At 45.1% G+C, this 25,250-nt stretch carries 24 protein-coding genes; 15 read left to right on the top strand and 9 right to left on the bottom strand.

The features are described 5' to 3' along the window. Positions 1-60 precede the first annotated feature (60 nt). Positions 61-867 (bottom strand): Cof-type HAD-IIB family hydrolase, encoded by an 807-nt coding sequence (locus CEF13_RS22520; protein ID WP_102714207.1) that lies wholly within the window; start codon positions 865-867, stop codon positions 61-63. Positions 868-1,126: 259 nt separating this feature from the next. Here CEF13_RS22520 and CEF13_RS22515 point away from each other — a divergent pair, with 259 nt between their 5' ends. From CEF13_RS22515 to CEF13_RS22505, 3 genes are all read left to right on the top strand, one after another. Continuing rightward, positions 1,127-2,551, top strand: a complete 1,425-nt coding sequence (locus CEF13_RS22515) for a S41 family peptidase (protein ID WP_102714205.1) — start codon at positions 1,127-1,129, stop codon at positions 2,549-2,551. 68 nt (positions 2,552-2,619) lie between these two features. Further along, positions 2,620-2,841, top strand: coding sequence for a DUF1450 domain-containing protein (locus tag CEF13_RS22510; RefSeq protein WP_102714203.1), 222 nt, complete (start codon positions 2,620-2,622; stop codon positions 2,839-2,841). Between the two features lie 114 nt (positions 2,842-2,955). Next, a complete protein-coding gene (locus tag CEF13_RS22505; RefSeq protein WP_102714201.1) occupies positions 2,956-3,459 on the top strand; it encodes a ferritin in 504 nt (167 codons plus the stop codon). 81 nt (positions 3,460-3,540) lie between these two features. Here CEF13_RS22505 and CEF13_RS22500 read toward each other — a convergent pair whose 3' ends face one another. Both CEF13_RS22500 and CEF13_RS22495 read right to left on the bottom strand, forming a co-directional pair. Continuing rightward, a complete protein-coding gene (locus CEF13_RS22500; protein WP_208414403.1) occupies positions 3,541-4,557 on the bottom strand; it encodes an HD domain-containing phosphohydrolase in 1,017 nt (338 codons plus the stop codon). Between the two features lie 13 nt (positions 4,558-4,570). Continuing rightward, positions 4,571-6,808, bottom strand: coding sequence for a UvrD-helicase domain-containing protein (locus tag CEF13_RS22495; protein ID WP_243864388.1), 2,238 nt, complete (start codon positions 6,806-6,808; stop codon positions 4,571-4,573). Positions 6,809-6,873: 65 nt separating this feature from the next. Between CEF13_RS22495 and CEF13_RS22490 the strand changes: the two genes are divergently transcribed. From CEF13_RS22490 to CEF13_RS22480, 3 genes are all read left to right on the top strand, one after another. Beyond that, positions 6,874-7,434: a GNAT family N-acetyltransferase gene (locus tag CEF13_RS22490; protein WP_102714197.1), complete on the top strand. Its 561-nt coding sequence runs from the start codon at positions 6,874-6,876 to the stop codon at positions 7,432-7,434. A gap of 112 nt (positions 7,435-7,546) precedes the next feature. Further along, positions 7,547-8,854 carry an MFS transporter gene (locus CEF13_RS22485; protein ID WP_102714195.1) on the top strand — a complete coding sequence of 436 codons (1,308 nt, stop codon included), beginning with the start codon at positions 7,547-7,549 and terminating at the stop codon, positions 8,852-8,854. Further along, entirely contained in the window at positions 8,838-10,808 is a 1,971-nt protein-coding gene (locus CEF13_RS22480; RefSeq protein ID WP_102714193.1) for an ArnT family glycosyltransferase, read from the top strand. The genes CEF13_RS22485 and CEF13_RS22480 overlap by 17 nt, the downstream gene beginning before the upstream one ends. A 42-nt stretch (positions 10,809-10,850) precedes the next feature. Here CEF13_RS22480 and CEF13_RS22475 read toward each other — a convergent pair whose 3' ends face one another. Next, positions 10,851-11,810 carry an RluA family pseudouridine synthase gene (locus tag CEF13_RS22475; RefSeq protein WP_102714191.1) on the bottom strand — a complete coding sequence of 320 codons (960 nt, stop codon included), beginning with the start codon at positions 11,808-11,810 and terminating at the stop codon, positions 10,851-10,853. A gap of 580 nt (positions 11,811-12,390) precedes the next feature. On the opposite strand from CEF13_RS22475, the gene CEF13_RS22470 reads away from it, so the two are divergent. Together CEF13_RS22470 and CEF13_RS22465 are read left to right on the top strand one after the other, a co-directional pair. Next, positions 12,391-13,935: a stalk domain-containing protein gene (locus CEF13_RS22470; protein WP_102714189.1), complete on the top strand. Its 1,545-nt coding sequence runs from the start codon at positions 12,391-12,393 to the stop codon at positions 13,933-13,935. Positions 13,936-14,093: 158 nt separating this feature from the next. Then, entirely contained in the window at positions 14,094-15,998 is a 1,905-nt protein-coding gene (locus CEF13_RS22465) for a B12-binding domain-containing radical SAM protein (protein WP_102714187.1), read from the top strand. 109 nt (positions 15,999-16,107) lie between these two features. Here the strand turns inward: CEF13_RS22465 and CEF13_RS22460 are convergent, their stop codons facing one another. From CEF13_RS22460 to mnmL, 3 genes are all read right to left on the bottom strand, one after another. Further along, on the bottom strand, positions 16,108-17,085 hold the full coding sequence (locus tag CEF13_RS22460) for a type I phosphomannose isomerase catalytic subunit (RefSeq protein WP_102714185.1): 978 nt from the start codon (positions 17,083-17,085) through the stop codon (positions 16,108-16,110). Positions 17,086-17,152: 67 nt separating this feature from the next. Continuing rightward, positions 17,153-17,764 carry a tRNA 5-(aminomethyl)-2-thiouridylate-methyltransferase MnmM gene (gene mnmM / locus CEF13_RS22455; RefSeq protein ID WP_102714183.1) on the bottom strand — a complete coding sequence of 204 codons (612 nt, stop codon included), beginning with the start codon at positions 17,762-17,764 and terminating at the stop codon, positions 17,153-17,155. A gap of 1 nt (position 17,765) precedes the next feature. Next, positions 17,766-18,731 carry a tRNA modification radical SAM protein MnmL/YtqA gene (gene mnmL / locus CEF13_RS22450; RefSeq protein WP_102714181.1) on the bottom strand — a complete coding sequence of 322 codons (966 nt, stop codon included), beginning with the start codon at positions 18,729-18,731 and terminating at the stop codon, positions 17,766-17,768. A gap of 282 nt (positions 18,732-19,013) precedes the next feature. Here mnmL and CEF13_RS22445 point away from each other — a divergent pair, with 282 nt between their 5' ends. Both CEF13_RS22445 and trmB read left to right on the top strand, forming a co-directional pair. Next, the gene (locus CEF13_RS22445) at positions 19,014-19,223 is read left to right on the top strand and encodes a hypothetical protein (RefSeq protein WP_102714179.1); all 210 of its coding nucleotides are present in this window, start codon (positions 19,014-19,016) and stop codon (positions 19,221-19,223) included. A 231-nt stretch (positions 19,224-19,454) separates the two neighbouring features. Next, the gene (gene trmB, locus CEF13_RS22440) at positions 19,455-20,225 is read left to right on the top strand and encodes a tRNA (guanosine(46)-N7)-methyltransferase TrmB (RefSeq protein WP_102714177.1); all 771 of its coding nucleotides are present in this window, start codon (positions 19,455-19,457) and stop codon (positions 20,223-20,225) included. On the opposite strand, the gene CEF13_RS22435 is transcribed toward trmB, so the two are convergent. Further along, positions 20,222-20,794 carry a phosphatase PAP2 family protein gene (locus CEF13_RS22435; protein ID WP_102714175.1) on the bottom strand — a complete coding sequence of 191 codons (573 nt, stop codon included), beginning with the start codon at positions 20,792-20,794 and terminating at the stop codon, positions 20,222-20,224. The genes trmB and CEF13_RS22435 overlap by 4 nt on opposite strands. 717 nt (positions 20,795-21,511) lie before the next feature. Here CEF13_RS22435 and CEF13_RS22430 point away from each other — a divergent pair. The 5 genes from CEF13_RS22430 (at position 21,512) to CEF13_RS22410 (ending at position 24,731) form a co-directional block, all read left to right on the top strand. Beyond that, on the top strand, positions 21,512-22,750 hold the full coding sequence (locus CEF13_RS22430) for a glycosyltransferase family 2 protein (RefSeq protein ID WP_102714173.1): 1,239 nt from the start codon (positions 21,512-21,514) through the stop codon (positions 22,748-22,750). 202 nt (positions 22,751-22,952) lie between these two features. Continuing rightward, positions 22,953-23,546 carry a translation initiation factor IF-3 gene (gene infC, locus CEF13_RS22425; RefSeq protein WP_424991952.1) on the top strand — a complete coding sequence of 198 codons (594 nt, stop codon included), beginning with the start codon at positions 22,953-22,955 and terminating at the stop codon, positions 23,544-23,546. A gap of 35 nt (positions 23,547-23,581) precedes the next feature. Further along, positions 23,582-23,782, top strand: a complete 201-nt coding sequence (gene rpmI / locus CEF13_RS22420; protein WP_102714171.1) for a 50S ribosomal protein L35 — start codon at positions 23,582-23,584, stop codon at positions 23,780-23,782. A gap of 47 nt (positions 23,783-23,829) precedes the next feature. Beyond that, positions 23,830-24,189: a 50S ribosomal protein L20 gene (rplT, locus tag CEF13_RS22415; RefSeq protein WP_102714169.1), complete on the top strand. Its 360-nt coding sequence runs from the start codon at positions 23,830-23,832 to the stop codon at positions 24,187-24,189. Positions 24,190-24,344: 155 nt separating this feature from the next. After that, complete coding sequence (locus CEF13_RS22410; RefSeq protein WP_102714167.1) at positions 24,345-24,731, top strand: hypothetical protein; 387 nt, start codon at positions 24,345-24,347, stop codon at positions 24,729-24,731. A 53-nt stretch (positions 24,732-24,784) separates the two neighbouring features. Here the strand turns inward: CEF13_RS22410 and CEF13_RS22405 are convergent, their stop codons facing one another. Beyond that, positions 24,785-25,237, bottom strand: a complete 453-nt coding sequence (locus CEF13_RS22405) for a GNAT family N-acetyltransferase (RefSeq protein ID WP_166742760.1) — start codon at positions 25,235-25,237, stop codon at positions 24,785-24,787. Between the last annotated feature and the right edge of the window lie 13 nt (positions 25,238-25,250).

Raw genomic sequence — 25,250 nt, 5'->3', positions numbered from 1 at the left:
GATCGCAAACAGCCCCTTCGCTTCAATCAAAGGGGCTGTTTATTTGTGAATGCCTTAATGTTACTTAGAAGGTACTTGAAGCACGAACTTCTCGATAACATGTCTAACGCCATCCTCATTATTTGACAGAGTAACGTAGTCTGCAATGTCCTTCAGCGATTGGACGGCATTGCCCATCGCAACGCCAAGACCGGCCGCCATAATCATTTCGTTGTCATTCCAAGCATCGCCAATGGCGATTGTTTGGTCCATCGAGCAGCCGATATGCTCCGCCATAAAGCGCAGGGCATGTCCCTTGGTTCCTTCCTTATGCATAAACTCCAAATAATGAGCTTTCGATTTGGTAATATGAACGCGATCACCAATTAACAGCTTAAGCTCCTCTGCAACAACATCGAGGCGAGCAGGATCGTCGATAATGAGCATTTTGTTCATAGGATTATCAAGCAGTTTATTGAAATCAGGTTCAATTTTGTAAGGTATATTAGAGAGCTTGGAATAAGCTTTTATTTTGTCATTGTCTTCCGTGCCATAGAGCTCATCATCGACATAAAGCTGCAAGTGAAGGCTGTTCGCTTCAGCATAAGCATGAAGCTCCTTGGCTGCATCTATGGGCACATTTCGCTCATACAACACCTGTCCGTCCAGCAGTGTTTTGACGAGCGCTCCTTGATAAGTAATAATAGGAACATTAAGTTCAATTTGTTTGGCAATTTTTTGGGCAGAGGCAAACATGCGGCCTGTAGCGAGCGTAACCATGACGCCCTGAGCAATCGCAGCTTCCAGCGCACGCTTGGTGCCATCGGATACGGTTATGTCATCCGTTAACAAGGTGTCATCAACATCAATAGCGATTAGTTTATACATACTAACGGTAAAGCTCCTCTCCAGATCAATAAATTTATGTTTAGGTTGATTGTAGCTAAAATGTATGACACATACAAGACTAAGCGTTTGCTTATGAAGCAAGTACTGCTTCACAGAACAAGGATTATGCTTACGAAGTAAGTTTTACTTCGTAAAACTTTTAAGGATTATGCTTACGAAGCTAAGTTTTACTTCGTAAAACAAGGATTATGCTTACGAAGTAAGTTTTACTTCGTAAAACTTTTGAGGAGATGAAGGAATGAACTATTTTACATCAACGGCTGCTAAACAACGATTTCTGACTCTCTGCGCGCTGGGTGCGGTAGTAATTGCTGCTCTTGCATTCACATTGGGAATCGTATGGATGGGAATTCGCTATCCGATGCTGAAGGAGCCGACGTTTCAGCAATTCACTGTATCTTATAACAAAATTATGAATGATTATTTAAACGGGGCAGAGCCCAAAAAATTAATAAACGGCGCTGCAGCGGGTATGGTTGCGTCGCTAGAGGATCCTTATTCTCGTTATTTAGTAGAGGAGAAGGGCAATGCGTATACGCAATCATACGAAGGACAAATATACGGTATTGGCGCTGAGATAAGGGAAGAAGAAGGGCAATTTGTTATATCAGCTCTTACGAAGGGAGCACCTGCCGAACGAGGCGGCCTTCTCCCTGGCGATATTATTATGTCGGTAGATAATAAGAAACTGACCGGAAAGACGTTTGAGGAGCTGCTGGGCATTATTAGAGGCGAAGAGGGAACATCCCTGTCGCTCCAAATCCAGCGGCCGGGTCAAGCCGAGCTGATTACACTCGCATTAAAGCGTGAAGCTATTCCGATCCATACCGTTTCGTCCGAGCTGCTCGAGGGTGGAATTGGGCATGTGACAATAAGCCGCTTTGCAGAGAAAACAGCAGATGAATTCGCCGCTGCGCTTACAGAGCTGCAAGCGAAGGAGCCGCTAAAGGGCTTGCTTCTTGATATGCGCTCCAATCCTGGGGGGCTGCTGCAGCCTACCATTAAAATTGCAGATATCCTTATTCCGAAAAATAAAGTCATTCTAAATGTCGTATATAAAAATGAACGGCAAACGATCACATATAAATCCAAGCAAGAAAAGGAATGGACGATTCCAATTGCTGTTCTGGTGAACGGACAGTCTGCCAGCGCCAGTGAAGTGCTGACTGCCGCATTGAAGGAATCAGCCGGCGCTGTCGTTATTGGCGAGAAGACTTATGGCAAAGGTGTCGTACAAGCGTTTAATCAATATAAAGACGGCTCCGTATTAAGCTTAACGGAAGCTCAGTGGAAGACCCCGGGAGGCACTTGGATTAACAAAGAGGGTGTATCACCAGATTATGCCGTGGAGCTGCCCGCTTACACGCAGTTAAGTCCGCTAGCGATTGGATCTGGAATGAAGCTTGGCAGTTATGGAGAGAATGTGAAGACGCTTCAGCAAATGCTCAAGGAGCTGGGCTATGGACCAACTGGGCAAGAAGGCGTATTCGATAATCAAACAGTTGAAGCTTTAAGTAAATTCCAGTCGGCAGAGAAGCTGGAGGCAACCGGTATATTTAATGATAAGACAGGATACAAGCTGCTTGAAAGGCTTCGAGAGAAGCTTGGCAGAGAGGATAGCCAGCTGTTTAAAGGAATTGATGTGCTTAAAAATCGCAGTTGACAACGATTCTGATAATCATTATCATCTAGATGAAAGCAAATACTTCGTTGCGCTGCGGGGTGAGTCGGATGAAGAAGATTAAATATTGCAAGCATAATTTCAAAAATGGATTGAAGCCTATTTATAAGGCAATGAAGGATCGCTATCCCGATATTAAACAGAAGAAAAGCGATTGCCTAGGAAACTGCAAGACATGCAGACTGGAATGCTTCGTTGTCATTAAGTCTGAGGCGGTAAGCGCGCCGTCGGCAGAGAAGCTGTATGAGCGATTGAAAAAAATGATTGGCTGAGAAGAAGCATAAGCGAAGATTTATAAATTGTTATATTTAACAAGGACGGCATATGCCGTTCTTTATTTTTATGTTAGAATAACTATAAACTAGGAAAGCTGAGGTGCACTAGCCATGAATGATGTTTTAACAGAAGCTTTAAACGAACAGATGAATTTCGAGTTTTATTCTGCGCATGTGTATCTTGCCATGGCAGCATATTGTTCCGGTGAAAGTCTTGATGGATTTGCAAACTTCTTCATCGTGCAAGCAGAGGAAGAACGATTCCATGCTATGAAAATGTATAAATTTTTAAACGATCGTGGACGTCGTGCTACGCTTACTGCACTCGGAGAACCAAAAAACGAATACGAATCCATCCTGGATGCTTTCCAGCATGGCTACGCGCATGAGCAGCAAAACACGAAGCGCTTCTATCATTTGTCCGATTTAGCGATGAATGACCGTGAGCATGCAACAATTAATTTCTTGAAGTGGTTTATTGACGAGCAGGTTGAAGAAGAAGCACTGTTCGATAACATTATCCATAAGCTTAAGCGGATTGATAAGGACAGCAATGCTTTCTATATGCTTGATGCTGAGTTCGCAACGCGTTCGTTCACAGCACCAGCGCTTTAAGATCACATACCAAGCTGAAATGCCTAAATAAATAGACCTTTGTTGCAGGAGTCTCTCCATCAACAAAGGTCTATTTCGTTTTCATTGCTTGTCCGTTAATAAATGAGAATCATCGCTTATTAAGCCGATGAAGGAATCAACGAGCTCAGGATCAAAGTGCTGTCCGCTTTGTTCTCTTATATAGGCTGCAGCTCGCTCTGTTGTCCATTTCTCTTTGTAGGGGCGTGCACTGGTTAAGGCATCGAACACATCGACAACACTAACGATTCTGGCCTCAATAGGAATGGCTTCCTCTGCAAGCTGATGCGGATAACCAGTGCCGTTCCATTTCTCATGATGGTACAATATAATGTTTTTGCTCGTTTCCAGTTCACTCGTAATTAACTCATCATTAAATTCGCTATATATCTTATCGATGATATCAACGCCAATTTGGGTATGCATCTCAACGATTTGTCTTTCATAATAAGTAAGCGGGCCGGGCTTATACAGAATCCCTTCTGGAATTCCTGATTTCCCAATATCATGAAGAATGCTGGAGTGGGCTATTTGTTTTACTCTTTCTACTGACCAGCCTAATTGCATCCGTTCGTTGTGATAATGAGTCAATCTCTCGGTTAAGTCACGAACGCGTACCAGATGCTCTTCGATGCTGGGGTCACGAATTTCACAAGATATAGCAAGTACTTTCAGCATAGAGCTTTGAATATAGCTTATTCGTTCTTCCGGCAAGTAGAAGCCGCTCTTCAGCTTCTCCAGCTCGCGAAATATGCCGACATAATACAGTTCACCTTCTATTGTAAAGGGTGTTATCGTAATGGAGGAATGCCATAGACTGCTGTCTTTACGGCGGTTAATGAATACGCCCAGCCATGGAAATCCTTCACGCAATGCTTTTTTCATTTGCACATAGGTTTCCAAAGGCGTGTAGGATGTTCGCAAAATGCCAGCTTTTTTTCCTGCTATTTCATCTGATGAAAACCCGGTAATTTTCTCATAGGCTTGATTAACGGCTAAGATATGATGTTGTTCATCCGTTACAATAACTGCATCTGCAAGCTTAAGGAAGATTGTAAGCTGATGGTTGATGTGGTTCATGCTGAGCTGTCCCCTAGTTGCTTTTGACTTTTGGCAATATTTTTGTACCTTGCTCCATTGGTGATTTGCACAATGGGCATGAACGCTCAGCCGTTTGAGCATCCTCATACGTAATAATTCGCTGCCATACCTGACAGGAATCACTCGTACAGAGCCAAGCGAGCGCCATTTCGGTATTCGGATCCATTTGTTGCTCGATCAAAAAGGCTGATCGAATAAAGCGTGACAATTCAGCGGGCTTTCCTCTATATATGGCCGGCGAGCTTATATACAGCTCCTCTTGAGCCCTCGTTACAGCAACATAAGCAAGCCGTCTTTCCTCCTCAAGCGCCTCAGCTAATGCATCAGAGCCGGTTTGTATGGAGCTGCGGTCGCTATGCTTATCCGCAGCAAGAGCGGAGCTGTGCGGAAGAATTCCCTCGGAAGCTCCGATGACGAATACAACAGGAAATTCAAGACCCTTTGATTTGTGAATCGACATTAGCGAAATAGAGCTCCGATTATGCTCATGCTTCTGCTGCTGCTTCACGACAGCATGCTTGTCGGTTATATCATCAATATAGGACAGAAATGCCTCTATAGTATCAAATTCTCCTGCAGCGGCTTCGAACTCATCGAGCATTTCCTTTAAGCCCTCTTTATGCTCAGTCATCTCATGCCGCTTGCTTGTTTCAAGGTATTTATCATAAAAGTCCTGTCGAAGCTGAACAATAGCATTAGCGGGCTTGCATTCTGCTAGTGATTTAATAAGCTTGATTCGTTCCTTAATCTTATCCCTTTGGAAATCCTTCAGCTGAGGGTAATCAAGCAAATGGATTAGCGGATATTTCTTTGCGCGCTGCTTGTCCTGATTCCATATAAATGCCATAGCTTGTTCCCGATTGACATAAAGTGATGGGAGCAGGATTTCAATTGCATCAAAATTCCGTCGATCAAGCACTAGCTGCAAATGTGCAAGCAGCGGCTTAATGGCCCATTGATCATAAAAGAGCTGACCATCGCCATAATCAATGAAAGGAAGCTGTTTGGTCAGCAGCAGCTCGACGAGAGCTCTGCTGCTGCTCGCCGTTCGGAATAGAATGGCGAAATCGCCAAATGATCGTTTACCTTGCTCGGATTGTGCGATTATCGTATCTGTGATCAGCGTTGCTTCTTCCTGGGTAGATTTGAGCCGAGCATAGGAAGGGTTAAGCCCCTGCGGCTTAACCGCCAAAAGCGTTTTTTCCTTGCGCAGCTTGTTGTACTGAATGATGGAATTGCCGAGACCTACGATCGTGCTGGTCGAGCGGTAATTAACATCTAATATGATCGTGGCTGCGCCGGGATATTGATGCTCAAAGTTCAGAATATAATCATTTGTCGCGCCGTTAAAGGAATAAATGGTCTGATCATCATCACCAACGACCATAAGATTGCGATGCTTATCTGCCAGCATTTGTACGAGTACATATTGCACCTGATTCGTATCTTGAAATTCATCGATCATAATGTACTGGAAACGTCTTTGCAGGGTAGCGAGCAGCGCTTTGTCATTCCGAAGCAATCGATAAGCCTCCAGCAGAAGGTCATCGTAATCGAGCTTGTCCATTTCCTTCTTCCACTGCTCGTAACGAGTGAAGAGCAGCTTCAACTCTCTTTCCTCCGTCGTCTTTTCCGGCAAATCGTGGATATCGAGCATTTGGAGCTTTATGGCTGAGAGTCTGGCTAGCACGGTTTCGGGTTCATACTCGTTTTGCAGCATCAGCTCCCGCATTAGTCTTTTTAAAAAGACATGCTTCTGACCAGTTTCGCCTAGAATCGTTTGGCGATAGCCGCTGCCGCGAAGCAGCTGAAGACAAAAGGAATGAAAGGTGCGCGCTTCTACGCCGTTTGCCGTTCCTGCATTCAGAACAGGCAGCGAACGGATGCGGCTGCGCATTTCATCTGCTGCTTTTTTGGAGAAGGTCATTAACAATATATGTTGAGGCAGAACATGTCGAATAGCCAGCAAATAGGCGGTACGGCATATGAGCACGGATGTCTTGCCCGAGCCTGCGCCAGCAAGCGTAAGTGCAGCGCCGGTATGATGACGGACCGCAGCAATTTGGGGCCTGTTAAGAGAAATGCCGTATTGCTCCAATCCACGGAAAAATGCGGCATCCTCCTCATTTGATCCAACAAGCTGACGGCTTGTTTCCGTCTCGGCTTTGGATGCAACGGGAACCTTGCTGTTACAAATGCCTATAGGAAAGGTATAATACTTAGTAGTCAATTTATCACCTTCAAAAATAATATCCATTTATTATAACAGATGAAGCATAGAAAGAGGGATTCATAATGATTGGGCCAGCTGAGAAAGAAGATGTTCAACAGGTATTGCCGCTCCTGCTTTCAGCGATCGGTTCTATTGCTTATTCATTGGCAGGAACCGATGACCAAGAGGAAGCAGAACAAATATTGGCTGATTTCTATACAAGTGAGGATAACCGTATTAGCTATAAGCATGTTCTCGTTGACAGACGAGAGGGTGAAATCGCTGGTATGCTGGTCAGCTATTCCGGGGATCAAGCAGAGCTGCTTGATCTTCCATTTGTTATGAGGCCAGGTCGGGAATTGGGTACAAGGGCGAACGAGAAAATCGCGGTAGAAGCGTTGGCAGGCGAATTTTATTTGGATTCCTTAGCTGTAGACGAGCGTTATCAGGGTCAAGGAATCGCGAAGGCGCTTATTGCGGCATTCGAGCAAAGAGGTATAGAGGCAGGCAGCAGCAAGCTGTCATTGATTGTGGAGCCTAATAATGCGGGTGCTTATGCGCTATACAAAAAGATGAATTATATCGAGGAAGGGTCCATTGAGGTTAGTGGAAATCGATATTTACGTATGGTGAAGTATGTATAAGATGTAAGCAGGCTTCTGAATAATAAGTTAATTATGGAATAATAAGGTTTTGTGCGGTAAGATGAAAGTGCGGTATGCAATTAACTTTCATTTTGCCGGGAGCGTGTTAGGTATGAGTACTGCCAGCTTAAAAACCAAATTGGCTTACAGCTCAGGAAATCTATCGGTTAATTTAATTGCTCAAGCTTTTGCTTCATACATTATTTTTTACTATGTGGATGTTCTTGGCGTGAGACCGGGGTTAATAAGCGCTGCCATGGTCATTCACGGCATCGTGAATGCTGTTCTTAATCCGTTGTTTGGGCATTTATCCGATCGAACGAAATCTAGGTGGGGCAGACGTATTCCGTATATGATGTTCGGCATGGTACCGCTTGCGGCCTTATTCACGGCCATTTGGTTTCCGATTGGGACAGGCTCCGCCCTTTTTTGGTATTTTCTAACGATCGTGCTGCTTTATGATGTTTTGTTCGTGATGGTTGTATTAAATTATTCGGCGCTGTTTCCGGAAATGTTCACGACTATGAAGGAGCGGGCTTCCGTATCCTCATGGCGTCAAATGTTCGGGATAGTAGGGATGATTATTGGCGTCGCTCTTCCCCCGCTTGTATACGGAAAGCTTGGCTGGGGGCCGATGGGGGCTATTTTCGCTGGCATTGCTTTGATTTTTTTTATTATCATGATTACCTCCAGCAAAGAAAAAACGGTAGTTGCTAGAGAGCAGATCGGTTTCTTGCAATCTTTAAAATTCACCTTTTCTAATAAAGCGTTTGTAATGTTCGTGATCGGCAGCTTTTTTGTGCAGTTTACGTTTGCTGTATTGCCTGCAGCCATTCCTTTCTTTTCCAAATATGTGCTCTTAGCTGAGGAAGACAGTAATTCAATTCTGCTTGGTGCCATATTTATCGCTGCCATACCTTGCGTTTATTTGTGGGGCAGGCTTCTTCAGAAATGGGGTCCACGAAAAACAGTCATGGCAGCGGTTGCCGTGTATGCAGCCGCAATGCTTCCCTTTCTGTTTGTATCGAGCGTTGCGGCAGCAGCTATCGCGGCGGCAGCGATAGGTATTGGCTTGGCTGGCTTGCTCGTGCTGCTGGACGTGCTGCTCTCTGAAATAATAGATGAGGATGAGAAGCGGACGAATGTGCGCAGAGAAGGCATGTATTTCGGAATGAACGGATTTATTGTCAGATGGGGCGTTTCCCTTCAAGCGGTTGTGCTAGGTATTATTCTGGAGACGGTCGGCTATGTGAAGGATGCCGTTCAGTCAGAGGCTGCGGTTTGGGGTATTCGATCGATGCTGAGTATAATTCCTTTTACAGCGCTGCTTATTGCTCTACTATTCTTTTATCTCTATCCTATCCGGAAATTTAATCGATCACAAAATCAGGTGACAAAGCATAATGACAAAAGTATTTGAATGGTTGAAGCAGCATCGACTTATTTTCATACTATTGATAATCGGAGCTGCCGTTCGAACTCTTTATGCGGGTTCGATACCAGGCGGTCTTAATCAAGACGAAGCATCTATTGGCTATGATGCTTATTCTATACTTCATTATGGCATGGATCGCAACGGCATATCGCTGCCTGTTCATCACATCGCTTGGGGAAGCGGCCAGAATGCGCTTTATGCTTACTTATCCATGCCGTTTATTTATTTGTTCGGACTGAACGTATGGTCTGTTCGCGCTGTTAGCATTTCAATAGGACTAGTAAGCATGATTCTATTCTATTTAATAGCAGGACAACTATTTAAGAGAAACAATATGGCGGCTGCAGCAGCCTTCTTAATCGTGATCTGTCCGTGGCATATCATGGCGTCGCGATGGGCGCTGGAATCCAATCTTTTTCCTCCTCTTATGCTTCTAGCTGTATTTTTTTTATTTAAAGCGCTGCATCAACCAAAGTGGCTAATAGGATTTACGATAACGCTTGCTGCTTCTTTATATGCTTATGGAACGGCGTATTTTTTTGTGCCGGTATTTGGTTTTGGCGTTCTTATTCTACTTGGTGTTCAGAAGACGTTTACGCCTCTGAGGCTGCTTTGGAATGGCGCGCTCATGCTCATACTTTCTTTGCCTATTATTTTGTTCGTCCTTATCAATCGCTTTGATGGGTCGACAATTCACACGCCGTTCTTCTCTATACCCAAGCTGACAGTACCAAGGGTCGAGCAGGTATCAACTGCGTTTGAAGGCGATGCTATTTCCATGCTGGTACAGCACTTCAAGTCGTTTTTACATTTATTTATTACACAAAATGATGGACTGATTTGGAATGCCATCCCGCCCTATGGATATATGTATCCCATCGCAATGCCGCTTATTGCAATCGGCTTCTGCTATACAGGCTATCAAATAGTGAAGCAGCGTAGTATTGAAATGACGGTTATCGCAGGATGGTTTTTAACAGCCTTTCTTATGTCGCTAATTACTGATGTGAATATTAATCGGATCAACATCATATTTTACCCGACTCTATTTCTGACCTTGTCTGGATTACTATGGCTGCGTGACCGAATAAAATATTCGTTTATAGTTGTGATTACGGCATTTTCGATCTTTTTCGGTTCATTTTGCTTTCATTATTTCACGGAATATCCGCGGCAAATAAGCCCGGCTTTCTTCGAATCATTCGGGGAGGCTGTGCAGTATGCCTCAAGCAAAACGGAAGGCAGCATTTATGTCACGAACAAGGTAATGATGCCTTATATCTATGTGCTTTTTTATGAAAAAACGGACCCGCGGCTGTTTCAATCAACAGTCCGTTATATGAATCCGGGAGCTCCTTTTCAATTTGTAGCCTCCTTTGATCGGTATGTGTTCGAGAAGCCGCATCTTAGAGTGGGCGAGGCAGCTGCATACATATTTGCTAATAGTGAAGAAATCCCTTCAGTGGAATTAGGCTACACGATTAAACGATTTAAGCATTACACGGTAGTGAGCGGTGCTGGGAGTGCAGGAGTGCCAGCTGCGCAGGAAGGCTTTCGAAACGGCGGTTTTGAGGTGGGGGAGCAATCTTGGTCACTTTCTCCAGGGACAGGAATTGGAACAAATCGGCCATACAGTGGCGCCAATCTATTATATTTGGACCCAGGGGAGGCACGAATAGCTTCCCAAACGTTCATTAACAATGATGAGGGAATATTCAGCCTTTCTGCAATGGTAAGCACTAATGCTGCCGGAGGGAGAATAGGTGTCAGGATCAATGATGTGGTGGCTGCGGAGGCGTATATTGAGCCGCAAGAAGCCTATACACAACTTGAGCTTCCGGCTGTTCACGCTGGTGAGAAGGATATTATTACCGTATATATAATTGGAGGCGCTAATTGGATAAACGTTGATGATATGGAATGGAAAGCAAAAAAATAGAAGCATCCATTACCGAATGCCGGCTGTGAATGCTTCTTTGGTTTAGGATTGCTCAGGAGCCTGGAAGGGCTTCAGAAAAAGCTTCGGTATATCGGTTTCAAAGCGTACGAGCTTGCCTGTAATGGGATGAGTGAAAGCAAGCACACGAGCATGCAGTCCAAGTCGGCCAATGATGCGGGTGCGGGCTCCGTACTTTTTATCTCCCACTACCGGATGGCCGATGTCCTCCATATGGACGCGAATTTGGTTTTTTCGTCCTGTTTCAAGCTGAACCTCCAGCAGGGAAAAGCTTTTGCTAGTGCGCAGTACCTTATAATGCGTAACCGCGTGCAATCCGTCATTCGCATGGAAGCTGGAGTACATTTTGAGCGTTTTGCTTTCTTTCAGCCAGGAAGTGATTGTACCCTTTTCTTTCTTGACGGCACCTTCGACGAGAGCTACATAGATACGTTCTTGTACGGTATCCTGCCAACTGTTCTGAAGCTGTTGCTGAACCGCCTCACTCTTCGCAAACATCATAACCCCTGAGGTATCACGATCCAGCCGGTGTACGATAAATATTCTGTTTTTAGCATTTTCGAGGCGTACATGCGCCATCAGCTGGCGATAGGCTGTTACCTCATTCTCTTGTCCCGAATCGGAGGAAACGGATAATAATCCGGCTTCCTTCTTGACTACAATAATGTGCTCATCCTCAAACATAATCGAGAGCCCTTCCATAGGAGGCTTTTCCTGTGGACGTTCTTTGCTGACGGTAATGGTATCGCCAGGCTGCAATTGCATATTGTAAGCCGTTGTTGACTTTCCGTTGACACTTACTTGACCATGCGCCAATATCGATTTGATGACATTCCGACCAGCGCCTGAAATGCTTTTTATGAGAAAAGGCAGCAATTCTATCGATTCTGTAACCGGATAGGATTTGCTCTTGTCTGCTTGAGTTGCTTTAGCTGGTTGAGCTGATTGTACCTTTGAAACCGGGCGCTTTCTCCCCCTATTCATGCAAAAACCTCCTAGATTTATTGCTCCTACTATAACACGACATACGTCTGTAGTTCTAATCTTGTATTTTCATGCCATAAGCTTGGGGGCAGTAGGAAGCTTCTAGTGGCTTAAGCGAATGGGTGGACGGAGTGAATGGAAATCCTCCAGTTCATTTACTTGTTACGCTTAGTGTGAAGGGTATATCTGAAATATAGGCACCTAATTCAGCTCGTTTCTGTGTAAACAGGGGTAACCGAGAGATTAACAAAAGTATATCTATTAACGCTCCATAATGAGCGCTTGGGAGGGGTTAAGGAGCGTGGAGCAGCGGTCGAACGGCGAAAGTGATGCAGAAGTGCAGCACATGGAGCGCGGAGCGGCAGTCGAGCGGCGAATGTGATGCAGAAGTGCATCACATGGAGCGCGGAGCGGCGGCCGAGTGGCGAAAGTGATGCAGAAATGCATCACATGGAGCGCCGAGCGGCGGTCGTTCAATTCTATGAAAATCGTTTTCATAGACAAATATCAAGTAGGGATGTTACGATGACATAGAAGTGTTCTTATGGGTGAAAATGGAAGAGGTTAGGGGAGAATTGACGTGAGATTAAAACTAATTCAGTCTTTGTTATGCCCTGTGCTTGTTATGGGCCTGCTGCTTGCCCCGCTGCCTGGACACAGCAGCCAAGTTGCATCAGCTGCTAGTGTAACAGCCAAGGCAATCGCTGTTCAGCAAGTCCAAGTATTCGTAGACGGCAAGAAACTATCACTTAGTGCTCCGGCATATGCAGAGAATGGCATTACTTTTGTTCCAATGCGCGATATATTTACAGCGCTAGGTGCCGCAGTTACATGGGAGAATAATTCAGAGACCATTATCGGACGCAAGGGTAGCTTAAGCATTTCCTTAAAGGTCGGCAAGAAGGAAGCGGTCATTAATGGCAAGACGACGAAACTGGATGCTCCAGCCGTCGTGCGCAATGGCGTTACTTTTGTGCCGGTTCGCTTCATCTCAGAAGCTCTGCTTGCGACTGTGAAATGGGATAACGCGGCTAATGCGGTTCGTATTACTTCCCAAGCAGTTGCCGAACTGGAGGCTTACGATAAATATCTTGAAGCACAGAAGAATATACCAAAGCTTACACCAGCACAATTAGTAGACAAATATGATGAGAGTATCGTGCTTATTATGACGAATTATGCGCAGGGCAGCGGTATTGTCATTGGTGAAAATTTGGTTCTTACGAACTATCACGTTATGACAGGCGCATCCTCGGCTACCGCATTAACTCTTTATGGAGATGAACTGAAAATAGAAGGTGTCGTCAGCTATAATGCTAAAGCGGATTTGGCTATTATCAAAACAGCTAAAGCTATTGATGCTCCTGCTGTTGCACTCGGCTATGGTCTGAATTTGCATAAAGGCGACAAGGTAGTCGCGATTGGAAGCCCTCTTGGTTTGCAGAATACAGTTTCAGACGGACTCATTAGCAATATAACCTTGGAAGGCGGCGTACGTTATTTGCAGACAAACGTCCCTATTGATCATGGCAGCTCCGGCGGTGCCCTTTTCAGCGAATATGGAGATTTAGTCGGAATAACGACATTAGGTTATCCGGACACGAGTGCTCATTTAAACTTTGCAGTATCCGTTATGCATGCGGCGGCTCTGTTTAGTGAAGTCACAGGTGAAAAGGTGAAGGCTGCGAAGTTCTTGCCGCCATTATTGCCGAAAACACTCGTTGGTGCGCCTCTGGATGAAATACAGAAGCTGCTGAAGGATCAATATTCTTCCGTTTCGATAACGAAAGGGGAAGCTAAGTTTACCAAATGGGAAGCAAAGCGCGACTCAGCGGGCTGGCTAGTCTTGACAGCTGATATAGATCCTGCATTTTATCTGAATTACGGAACGTCAGCAGAAAGCGAGCTTCGTATTTGGACTTTGAATTTGGGCTACGATCTGCATAGCCTGCTGCCGGATGAAAAGATTCAGGTGCTCATTTCCTTCGAGCGTGACTATGGATTCGAGCCTCGCGGCCTTGCTGCCGGAGAGGTAACGCCTATTGGCGGCGACAAGTGGCGCGTTCGTTATCCGGTCATCAACATGCAGCTCAAGGACCAAACTTATATTACTACACGCTTCTAGAAATTAGAGAGGCAACCCTGCTGCGGTCTGCGGCAGCGGTTGCCTCTTCTTTTTTTCTGTTTTTTTCTGTACAATAGAAGGCATCTTGCTGCTAGCGCTAATTACCATGTAAGCAATACGCGCTTGAAAGCAAATGCTTAAGTTAGAGAGGTTATGCTATGAAAGTGGTACTGTCCACATTAAATGCTAAGTTTATACACACTTCACTCGCCCTGCGCTGCCTGAAGGCATTCAGCGGCGATCGTTTCGATATGGAAATCGCGGAGTATACTATCAAAGATCCGGTCATGAATATTGTATCGGATATTTTCTCGCGCAAGCCTGACGTAGTGGGCTTCTCCTGCTACATCTGGAATATCGAGGAAACGATTACCGTAATTAATATGCTTCGCAAAATAATGCCTGAAATCAAAATTATTCTCGGAGGCCCAGAAGTCAGCTATGATATGGACTACTGGATGGACCGCGTGCAAGAGGTTGATTTCATCGTTGTTGGCGAGGGAGAAGAAACTTTCGACCATTTGCTGACTGAAATAGAAGGTGACGGAAAATATCATATGGTGTTTGGGGTTACGTACCGGAAGCAGCGCGAGGACCGCGTCGAGGTCATTATCAATCCGCCCCGTCCGAAGCTGAATTTGAATGAGCTGCCATCGCCTCATCGTTTCAAGGAGGATATTCCTCACTTGGGAAGCCGGGTCGTTTATTTTGAGACAAGCAGAGGTTGTCCGTTCAGCTGTCAATTCTGTTTATCAAGCATTGAGGTCGGAGTCCGTTACTATGATATAGAACGTACAAAGGCTGATATTCTTTATTTAATTGAGTCAGGTGCGAAGCTGATCAAATTCGTAGATCGTACCTTTAATATTAAACGGGACTATGCTCTTGAGATTTTTGAATTTTTGATTGAAAATCATGGCGGCTGTGTGTTCCAGTTCGAAATTACAGCGGATATCATGCGGCCAGAGGTGCTTGATTATTTGGCTGAGCATGCGCCGCCGGGCATATTCCGCTTTGAAATTGGCGTTCAGTCAACGAATGATCCAACGAATGAAGCGGTTCAACGTCGACAAAACTGGATGAAGCTCGTGCGCACAGTGATGAAGGTTAAAAATTCACAAAAAATCGATCAGCATTTGGATTTGATTGCAGGCTTGCCTCTAGAAAACTATGACACCTTCCGCGGCACGTTCAATGATGTATTCGAGCTTCGGCCGGAAGAGCTGCAGCTCGGATTTCTCAAAATGCTGAGAGGAACGGGACTGCGCAGAGAGGCAGACAAATGGGGCTATATTTATATGGACAGGTCGCCCTATGAGATGCTGGGTAACGATTTGATGCCGTTTGGCGATATTGTACGGATCAAACGAGTGGAGGATGTGCTTGAGAAATATTGGAATGCGCACCGAATGGATCATACGCTGATTTATTTGGTAGATCGCGTGTTTCCATCTCCATTCGATTTCTTTCAATCATTCGGGGATTATTGGGAGCGCAGAGGCTGGCAGAAGATAGGGCATCAATTAGAGGATCTGTTCTCTAGACTATGGGCATTTCTGAATGCTTTGCCTCTTGCTGGCGAGCAGGCTGCCGACTTCCTGCCATCGTCAGAGGAAGATGCGTCATCATCATCAGCTGCTGTTACACATGACGAGGTGATCGCAATTGCTGGCACCCGGCTAGATAAGGATGTTGTTCTAGCGCTTATGAAATATGATTATTTCCTTAATCATAATTATAAGCCTCGAAAAAATTGGTGGGAGCATACGATGGACAAGGCGGTTTGGAGCGGTTGGATGAAACGTTTAGCTGACCGGCCCGAAGAGGTGTCCCCTGAATTCGCAGAGCTTCGCTTGAACGAGAAAGCTCTTCATAAGCACGCGGTCATTGAGAGGCTGCCATTTGATTTGGCGACTTTCCTATCAACGGGTGAAGTTATTCGAGAAAACCACACGCTGCTCGTAGTATTGTATGCACTAGAGGCAGGCAACAGCAAGCCGAAGCCTCGTCCGTTCATGCTGTCGTTCCAAGCGGAGAATAAAGCTTTATCTATGCAGGAATAAAGCTATATACAATTGGGTGCGCAGAAACCCAAATCAGAAAAGGAGCTGTTCCAAAAGGCCGCACGCGGCCCGGAGGAACAGCTCCTTTTTGATAGAATGAGGGAAGTTATTACTGCGCTGGAACGATACTGCGAAGAACAGTCATGCCGCCAGAAAGCTCATAATGGCCTAAATTGGCAGGCAGAAGGAAGCATTCTCCCGCTTTCACCTGCTGATTGCCGTCAGCCCATTTAATGGAGCCTTCACCCTCAGCTATTACAAGAATGACGAAGCTCTCTAGTGAAGTAGATAGCTTCCAATCAGCGGCTACTATACCTTTTTCGACTATGAAATAAGGAGAGGTAGCGATGGTAAGCCATTGACCAGCTTCAGCTTGGTCCGTTTTCATGCGCTGTGCGCCTGCGCCTTCATATGCGATAACGTTAAGTGAATCTTCAATATGAAGCTCACGAAGCTGACCATCTAGGCCCGGGCGGTCATAATCAAATAGACGGTATGTGGTATCTGAGTTTTGTTGAATTTCGGCTACAACAACGCCGGAACAAAGCGCATGAACCGTACCCGCCGGAATATAGAACGCATCGCCGGCTTCAACAGATACTTCCTGCAGCGTGTCCATAATGCGGCCTTCAGCAATAGCGGCTTCCATTGCCGCACGATCCACACCGTCTTTTAACCCGTAAATAATTTTTGCGCCGGGCTTTGCATCCAATATGTACCACATTTCTGTTTTTCCAAGCTCGCCTTGCGGCAGACCCTCGTAAGCATCGGTTGGATGCACTTGAATCGACAAGTCATCATTGCAATCCAGTAATTTAATAAGAAGCGGGAAGCGGCCGTTTTTCTCGGAGAATCCTTGCGTTCCGAACCATTCACGTCCATACGATTCACGAATTTGATCAAGGCCAACGCCGATTAGCTCGCCGTTCATGACTTTCGTTGTACCATTAGGATGATCGCCGATCATCCAGCCTTCACCAATAGAGCCCTCTGGAAGGTCAAGGCCGAAGCTTTCTAGCGCGCGTCCACCCCAAATTCGTTCTTTCATTTCCGGTTTAAATTGTAATGGATAAGGTTTTACCGTCATATTCATAACTCTCCTCTAATATTTAGTATGTAGGCTGAAACGATCATACGAGATATGTTGCGTTTTTTCAATTCGGCGGGCTCGGATTTTTGGGACTCGGCCTCTTCTCTAACGCGACAAGGTAAGGCGCAGCTGGACGCTGCGACTGTCGGTATAAGACAGCCTGTGCAGCCGTCTGAGGCAGCTGAGCAGCCCAAGCTTCAACCGCTGACGCTTCTTCTGCTCCCCCGGGATGCCCCGGATAGAGGACGCAAGTAATGATGCCTCCAGGACGAAGCAGGGTGAGAGCTGCATTAAGCGCAGCAATGGTTGATGCAGGCTCTGTAATGACAGTTAAATCATCGCTGCCCGGCAAATAGCCAAGATTAAACATAATGGCTGAAGCGTGGCCAATCAACGCAGGCTCAACGGCTTCAGCCATCCTGGCGTGGTTTTCGAGTAAAAGCGTCATCTTAGGCAGCTTGTTTGCAGCTGCGAGAGGCTCTAGTCGTTCACTCGTTCGATCAAGCGCTTCCTGTTGAATATCGAAGGCATAAACATAGCCATTTGGTCCGACAAGCTCTGCCAGCGCCAGCGTATCAACGCCGCCCCCAGCGGTAGCGTCGATCACGAGGTCCCCCGGTGCAGTCCGTTCGGCAATCCATTTATGCGCCATGCTCAGCACAGAAAGAAAGCCCATGCTACACCACCGCCTGCCAAAGCTTGCCCTGCCAAGTGTTGCGGCGGCGCAGCTCATCATCGAAGGCATTAAGCACTTCCCATTTCCTGAGGCTCCACATCGGCCCTATGAGCAGGTCGCGCGGCGCATCGCCGGTAAGGCGATGAACGATCATCTCCGGCGGCAAAAACTCCAATGTATCAACGATCAATTTCACATACTCGTCCAGCTCCAGAAATTGGAGTAAGCCAGCCTCGTATTGGCGAACCATCGGTGTTTTGCGCATAAGGTGGAGCAAATGAATTTTGATTCCTTGCACATCCATTTTGGCAACCGCTCGGCCGGTATCCAGCATCATTTCATGCGTCTCCTGCGGAAGCCCATAAATAATATGCGCACAAACACGAATGCCGCGTTTCCGAAGCTTGCTCACAGCATCGACATAGCAGGCGGTATCATGTGCCCGATTGATGAGCTCGGACGTTGATTCATGGACCGTTTGAAGTCCCATTTCCACCCAAAGGTACGTTCGTTCATTCAGCTCTGCTAAATAGTCCACAACATCATCAGGCAAGCAGTCCGGTCGAGTAGCAATGGATAAGCCGACGACGCCCGGCTGCTGAAGAATGACCTCATAGTACTCACGAAGTTCTTCAACTGGCGCGTACGTATTTGTATAAGCTTGGAAATAACCGATATATCGCGCATCTGGCCATTTCTGATGCTGGCGGTCACGAATGTTGTTGAATTGTGTCACGAGGTCATCCCGCCGGCTTCCTGCGAAATCGCCAGATCCACGGGCGCTGCAAAACGTACAGCCGCCCTTTGCAATAGAGCCATCACGATTCGGACAGGTAAAGCCTGCATCAAGCATAACCTTGAATACTTTGCCGCCGAACTGCTCACGCATCTCATAATTCCATGTATGAAATCGTTTATCGTTCCAAAGCAGCGGCTGCTGGCTGGGTGATGGAATTAATTCGATCATCGTTTTCCCCTTCTTTCAAGACTTTCACCCTTTATTTTAACGAAAAACATACGGAAAAGCCATGATTGACTAACCTCAGCATTAAGAACGTTCGGAAAACGCTTAAACTGGAAAAATATTTTGCGGAGGATTCGATTTAGGCTTGCATAACCTTACATGAGGTGTTATATTAAAAGTGCGACAAAACAACAAAAAAACCTGACATAGCCTAATCGAACTCGTATTGATGAAACGTCGAATAAATGGAAATACAGTTACAATAAATCGATGAGGTGATTAGAGATGGATAAATTAACAAAAATTCCGTATGGCGATGAGAAAATTACGGTTGAACTGACTGTTAAAGAATTGATGGCGCTTACAGGCGCTCGTTTTCACAATAATCATGATGTAGAAGTTTCTGCCAGGAAAAAAATTAATGAAGTACTTTTTGAAGCTTATGAGCGCGACCAGCAAGAGAATGGACCTATTCCATATCAGCTGCTTCTTTAAACATAAAACATACTAAAAAGCCGCAGTGCCAACAGGCCTCGGCTTTTTTTACATATTGAAGGCTGTTTTTAGTTAAATGTACTTATTTATGACCGTAGATTGGAAATTTTGCCGCTGGAAGGATTAGCCTAGATTTTATTACTGCCGGATTCCCCTTTACAACGCTTGCTTTCTTGGGCACAATAAGGACTAGTTAACGGTAGAAACGATACATTGGAGGAATTACTCAATATGCGTCTAAGAGGAAGAAAAGGTATTCTTGAAAGTCTAGAGGCACAACCTGAACTTGTTGTTCTCGACGGAGCTTCACACAAAGGGAAATGGAATGAGTTTTTTGGAAATGACCAGCCGATTTATGTTGAGCTTGGCATGGGAAAAGGACGTTTCATTAGCCAAATGAGCGCGCGCTACCCACATATTAACTTTATTGGCGTTGATATGTATGACGAGCTGCTTCGCCGCGCAAGCGACAAGGCTAGAATCGTATGGGAACAAAAGGGTGAATCTCATCCGCCAAATCTCGCGCTTCTGCGCGCGAACATTGAGGGAATTGAAACGATGTTTGCTCCAGGGGAAATCGAGCGCGTTCACTTGAATTTCAGTGACCCTTGGCCAAAGAGCAAGCATGCCCGCAGACGTCTGACACATCCAAGGCTAGTAGCGAAATATATCGAGCTGCTCAATGAGCGCGGTGAAATTCATTTTAAAACGGATTCGCAGTCCTTATTTGAGTTTTCACTCAACAGCTTTGCAGAGATGGAGCTTGTCATGCGCAATATTTCGCTCCATTTACACAAAGAAGGTCCCCGAGAGGACCTTGTGTTTACCGAATATGAAATGAAATTTATGGAAAAAGGGCAAAACATTTATCGTTGTGAAGTTGTAATAGGCTCAGAAGCGCTGCAAAAGCATCGTGATGCCAAACGCGAGAAGTCGCTTAAAGAAGAAGTGGAAGCAAACGAGTCTGCTTCCGATTCAAGCGAGTCGGATCTTGAAGATTAATGCAAGCCTGCTGCTGAACTAACCCAGGAATAGTTGACCGCTAGAGCGGTCACTGTTCCGAGTAGCGCACCGGCGGCAACATCCGAAGGATAATGCAATCCCAGATACATCCTCGACCATCCGACTGATACTCCGATAATCAAAGCAAACGGCACCAATAAGGTCAGCCATAGCCCACTCGTCAACAATATAGGTACGAGCCAAGCAAAGATTGCCGTTGTATGACCAGAAGGGAAAGAGGAGTCTACAAGCGGCTTTTGTCCAGTATTAACGTCAGGCAGCGCCTGGTATGGACGCAACCGCTTGAATTTCCTCTTTATAATAGCTACCGGTAAGTGGCTAATGATGACCGCGGTCAAGCATTGCCAGCCTGTTAAGCTCCATGGAGCGGGTGCAAGTAAAGCATATATGAGGGCGGTAGCAAGCGTAAAAGTGGCGCCGCCCATATGTGTGACTGTGCTCAACCATCTGTCAAGAAGTTTGTGTCTCTTCCCTCCTGATGATCTTCGATTTGCCCAAATCAGCATTCGTCGCTCGTTTATTTTCAGCCAGCCTAACATTCGTCCCATCGCTGTCATCCTCCTAACGGTGGCTTACTGATACTAATATTCTCAATTTTAACATGTTTTTGTTCGGCGAGCGTTAACTATTTCTTGTCCCATTCTTAAAATAACATGAATTTCAGATCCAATTTTGTCCTTTTCATAGCTGGAGCTTCACCAAATATTGCAAATTACGCTGCTCTATAAAAGAAAATGAGCTTATCCATATCCATTAAATAATATTGATTTAATTTTTTTGTTTAACAATGTGCTTCTGATGGTAAAACTGTAATGGACATATCTAAAAGCTACTGCAGGTGAGCGTTGTTCAGCTTTTATAATCATGTCGAAACCGCAAAATATGTCGACGAAAGCTAGCTCGTTCACTTTTTGGACATATAGTGGTACTTTGATTACAGAAACATTTCAGTACATTTTATCGTAAATAAGGACGTAAGTGCTAAAAACTTAGCAAATGGTTGAAAATAAGGTTAAGTCGCCGTAAAAGGAGGGATTGTTCACACTAAAGGGCTATGCAAGCGTTTTTCTGACGGGATTAAGCCCAATGAAGTCTAATTCAACTTTTGACAAAGAAGTTGTTTCTGTGGAGAATCAGTATTGGTCACGAAGCGTTAAAAAAAGACGCTCGTATAGAGAGAAAATATATAATAAAAAGCTTGTCGGGCATCCGCTGCGGATGTGTTGAAGCAAGCAAAAAATGGGGTCTCAAGGGGGCAATACCGAATGTTCAATACGATTATGCTTGTGATTCAAATTTTGTTTGCAACACTTGGCGTATACCAATTGTTTTTAACTTTTTTTGGATGGCGCCGGAAAAAGGAAGATCTCTCCCACTCACCTAAAAAATCTTTTGCCTTATTAGTGGCAGCTCACAACGAGGAGCAGGTCGTTGGAGCCTTAATTGAAAATTTACAAAAGATGAAATATCCTCGGGAGCTATACGATATTTTTGTTATTTGCGACAATTGCACCGACGGCACGGTAGATGTTGTGAACAGCTACGAAGGAGTATATGCCTGCGTTCGCGAGAATCCAAACCAGCGCGGTAAAGGGTTTGCGGTGGAGTGGATGCTTAAAGAGCTTTGGAAAATGCCTAAGAGCTACGACGGAGTTGCTATTTTTGACGCTGACAATCTTGTGGCTACCGATTTTCTGCAGTATATGAATAATGATTTGTGCAACGGCTCACGCGTTATTCAAGGTTATTTGGATACGAAAAATCCGAATGATTCATGGGTCAGCTCTGCGAATGCTATTAATTACTGGTTCTGTAATCGTCTATGGCAGCTGCCGCGCACCAATCTTGGTCTGGCCAACTTCCTTGGCGGAACCGGCATGTGCTTTGATTCCAGCTTGCTTAAGGAAATGGGCTGGGGCGCGACTAGCCTTGTAGAGGATTTGGAATTTACGATGCGCTGCATTAAGAAGGGGATTTATCCGAAGTTTAATTTCGAAGCGAAGGTGTTTGACGAGAAGCCGATCACATTCCAGGCTTCTGCACGTCAGCGGCTGCGCTGGATGCAGGGTCATTTCGATGTGACCCGCAAATATATGCTGCCGCTCCTATGGCAGGGCATCAAGGAACGCAGCATGACTAAGATTGACGCAGCTCTTTATGTTTTTAATGCTTATAATTATTTGGCTGGTTTCTTTATTGCAACGGTCGTCTGGGGCGATATTATATTGTCGGGCGGCGATAATGTAACCTCTGTGTACAATATGCTGCCGCTATGGTTCACCATTCCGTACATGGCCTATGTGTTCATTCAGATTCCTTTGTCTATGTATATGGCGAAGGTATCGTGGAAGCTGTATTTGCGAATTCCTACCTTTTTGCTGTTCACCTTATCTTGGTGGCCAATTACGGTGCATGCTTTCTTTACGCAAAACAACAAGAAGTGGAGCCATACACAGCATACGCGTGTCATTAGACTCGAAGAAGTGCAAAGCAAACAGCTTTAACCTGCAAAATAATTTAAGAGTTATGTTGACATGACTTCGAAGGCTATGGTATATTAACTCGGTAACATTTACAAATAACTTAATGACGCTCAAGCAGAAGCACCCGCTTCTCACCTTTCGGCTTAGGCTGGCTGGTTTGCGATAATCGATTAGTCATACCATTGTTTCAGATGAAACGGTGCACTGGCATATAGATACGATTATGAGATGCGGGTTCGAGAGAGCCCGCATCTTTTTATTGTGTAAAAAAAAGAAAACAACATTTTGGAGGTGGCACGTTATTAGCAGAGAACATCAAATCAATGATGAAATCCGGGCTAGAGAAGTACGCTTAGTAGGTGCTGACGGTGAGCAAATCGGAATCAAATCGATCCGCGATGCATTGCAGCTTGCAATTGAGCTTAACCTGGATTTAGTAAATGTCGCTCCGACCGCTAAACCGCCGGTATGTCGCATTATGGACTACGGTAAATTCCGCTACGAGCAACAGAAGAAAGAAAAAGAAGCACGCAAAAACCAAAAGGTCGTTGATCTTAAGGAAGTATGGTTCCGTGCTAACATTGATGAAAATGACTACCAAACGAAATATCGTAATGTAATCAAGTTTCTTAACGAAGGCGATAAAGTGAAAGCATCCGTACGATTCCGCGGTCGCGAAATTGCACATGCATCACTAGGACAAAAGATTTTGGACCGCCTCTCGAAAGAGGTTGCCGAATTATGCAGCGTTGAGCGCGCTCCTAAGCTGGAAGGCCGGAGCATGATTATGATTTTGGCACCCAAAACCACTAGTTAACAACTGGATGATAACCCTTAAGGAGGAAAACTGAAATGCCGAAGATGAAAACACACAGCAGTTTGAAAGACCGTTTCAAAATTACCGGTACAGGTAAAGTAAAACGTTATAAAGCTTACCGGAACCACTTGCTTTCCGGAAAATCCAACCGCCAAAAGCGTGTTCTTGCAACACAACCACTTATGGCAGCTGGCGATGTAAGACGCTTGAAGCAAGGCCTTTCCAACATTAAATAATTATTTATACAAAATAAGCAAAATCAATCTACTGGAGGTTTACACTCATGGCAAGAGTCAAAGGCGGCTTCGTCCGCACTCGTCGTCGCAAAAAAATTCTAAAGCTAGCTAAAGGTTATTTTGGTTCCAAGCACCGCCTGTTTAAAACAGCGAAGGAGCAAGTTGGTAAGTCCCTTATGTACGCTTACCGTGACCGTCGCAACAAAAAACGTGACATCCGCAGACTGTGGATCGTTCGTATTAACGCGGCTGCTCGCATTAACGGCCTTTCATACAACAAATTCATGCACGGCTTGAAGCTTGCGGGCGTAGAAGTAAACCGCAAAATGCTTGCTGACCTTGCAGTTAACGATATTACTTCGTTCAACTCGCTTGCAGGAATTGCTAAACAAAAAATTAACGCCTAGGCGTTTCTTAAATAAAAGCTGTCTATGTAGTCATTCTGATGATTGCATGGCAGCTTTTTTTTGTGCACACATTTCTAAGGCAAGTGGACAAACAAACAGGCGAAACCTTCTTTTCTTGAATATGTTGTAGAACAACGGGAAAGGAGGGAGTTTGCATGAATAATGTTTCCAAGGAAGAAGCAAGGAAACTGGTCGGCAAATCCATTTATGCACTGCGTCCAGACGGATCAGTTGTAACGGGAAAGCTTGTTCGGATCAGCCGTAATAAACTAACTATAGCCCCTCTCAAAAAAGATAAACAAAAGCTTGTTCAAACAAAAGCGATTATACCTCTCGTTTTATTTGATCTTCTGGCAATTGGCACGATAGGTGCGTTTGGCGGTGGATTTGGCGGAGGGTATGGTGGAGGATATGGCGGCGGCAACTACTGCAACAACAATTACAATCCATCCGGTTATGGCGGGTATGGCAACCAAGGATACAATGGATACGGAAACCAAGGATACAATGGGTATGGCAACCAAGGCTATAATGGATTTTAAAAGATTGCAGAGTTGCTAATAGTTACTCATTAATAGTTTCGGAGATTATAAGATCATTGCGGGGTCAACGGCTTAAGCAGCTCATAGCAGCGAAGTTCTGGATAATAGTTAACAGTAATGTAACCAAGCTTATGATAGAGATTATGGGCTTTGGTGTTCACTTGATCAACGAACATCCTGGCTATCCTGCATTGCTGCGATATGCCGTAGGCTTCGCTTTGTGCGATTAGCTTTCTGCCCCATTGACGATTGCGATGCTCTGGATGGGTGACCATCATATCTAAGTAAAGGACTTCACCCATTACTTCGAAATGCAAGAAGGAAACGGGAGGGCTTTTTTTCGATAAGGCTGCTACATAGGTGACTCCGCGCCTAAAGCGCTTAGGCAATTCGCGAATAGTTTGCGCATCATGCTGATGTACAGTTTGGGATAGCGGAATAAGCTCAGTACGAATAAGGCGAACAATCTCTGCTTCGTCAGTTCGCGGATTGAATATACGAATCATAATCACCATTCCA

Source organism: Paenibacillus castaneae (genome assembly GCF_002884445.1).
Classification (GTDB): domain Bacteria; phylum Bacillota; class Bacilli; order Paenibacillales; family Paenibacillaceae; genus Pristimantibacillus; species Pristimantibacillus castaneae.
The sequence above is the reverse complement of the archived record's forward strand: the minus strand, read 5'-3'. Positions and strand labels throughout refer to the sequence as shown.

What these genes read in the sequence shown, in the direction of transcription:
- trmB (WP_102714177.1), top strand. Translation starts at nt 19,455, where the DNA reads ATGCGTCTAAGAGGAAGAAAAGGTATTCTTGAAAGTCTAGAGGCACAA.
- CEF13_RS22475 (WP_102714191.1), bottom strand. Translation starts at nt 11,810, where the DNA reads ATGAATAGGGGGAGAAAGCGCCCGGTTTCAAAGGTACAATCAGCTCAA.
- CEF13_RS22510 (WP_102714203.1), top strand. Translation starts at nt 2,620, where the DNA reads ATGAAGAAGATTAAATATTGCAAGCATAATTTCAAAAATGGATTGAAG.
- CEF13_RS22445 (WP_102714179.1), top strand. Translation starts at nt 19,014, where the DNA reads ATGGATAAATTAACAAAAATTCCGTATGGCGATGAGAAAATTACGGTT.
- mnmL (WP_102714181.1), bottom strand. Translation starts at nt 18,731, where the DNA reads ATGATCGAATTAATTCCATCACCCAGCCAGCAGCCGCTGCTTTGGAAC.
- infC (WP_424991952.1), top strand. Translation starts at nt 22,953, where the DNA reads ATGAGATGCGGGTTCGAGAGAGCCCGCATCTTTTTATTGTGTAAAAAA.
- CEF13_RS22500 (WP_208414403.1), bottom strand. Translation starts at nt 4,557, where the DNA reads ATGAACCACATCAACCATCAGCTTACAATCTTCCTTAAGCTTGCAGAT.
- CEF13_RS22505 (WP_102714201.1), top strand. Translation starts at nt 2,956, where the DNA reads ATGAATGATGTTTTAACAGAAGCTTTAAACGAACAGATGAATTTCGAG.
- CEF13_RS22460 (WP_102714185.1), bottom strand. Translation starts at nt 17,085, where the DNA reads ATGACGGTAAAACCTTATCCATTACAATTTAAACCGGAAATGAAAGAA.
- CEF13_RS22515 (WP_102714205.1), top strand. Translation starts at nt 1,127, where the DNA reads ATGAACTATTTTACATCAACGGCTGCTAAACAACGATTTCTGACTCTC.
- CEF13_RS22485 (WP_102714195.1), top strand. Translation starts at nt 7,547, where the DNA reads ATGAGTACTGCCAGCTTAAAAACCAAATTGGCTTACAGCTCAGGAAAT.
- CEF13_RS22480 (WP_102714193.1), top strand. Translation starts at nt 8,838, where the DNA reads ATGACAAAAGTATTTGAATGGTTGAAGCAGCATCGACTTATTTTCATA.
- CEF13_RS22435 (WP_102714175.1), bottom strand. Translation starts at nt 20,794, where the DNA reads ATGGGACGAATGTTAGGCTGGCTGAAAATAAACGAGCGACGAATGCTG.
- mnmM (WP_102714183.1), bottom strand. Translation starts at nt 17,764, where the DNA reads ATGGGCTTTCTTTCTGTGCTGAGCATGGCGCATAAATGGATTGCCGAA.
- CEF13_RS22520 (WP_102714207.1), bottom strand. Translation starts at nt 867, where the DNA reads ATGTATAAACTAATCGCTATTGATGTTGATGACACCTTGTTAACGGAT.
- CEF13_RS22405 (WP_166742760.1), bottom strand. Translation starts at nt 25,237, where the DNA reads ATGATTCGTATATTCAATCCGCGAACTGACGAAGCAGAGATTGTTCGC.
- CEF13_RS22465 (WP_102714187.1), top strand. Translation starts at nt 14,094, where the DNA reads ATGAAAGTGGTACTGTCCACATTAAATGCTAAGTTTATACACACTTCA.
- rpmI (WP_102714171.1), top strand. Translation starts at nt 23,582, where the DNA reads ATGCCGAAGATGAAAACACACAGCAGTTTGAAAGACCGTTTCAAAATT.
- CEF13_RS22490 (WP_102714197.1), top strand. Translation starts at nt 6,874, where the DNA reads ATGATTGGGCCAGCTGAGAAAGAAGATGTTCAACAGGTATTGCCGCTC.
- CEF13_RS22430 (WP_102714173.1), top strand. Translation starts at nt 21,512, where the DNA reads ATGTTCAATACGATTATGCTTGTGATTCAAATTTTGTTTGCAACACTT.
- rplT (WP_102714169.1), top strand. Translation starts at nt 23,830, where the DNA reads ATGGCAAGAGTCAAAGGCGGCTTCGTCCGCACTCGTCGTCGCAAAAAA.
- CEF13_RS22410 (WP_102714167.1), top strand. Translation starts at nt 24,345, where the DNA reads ATGAATAATGTTTCCAAGGAAGAAGCAAGGAAACTGGTCGGCAAATCC.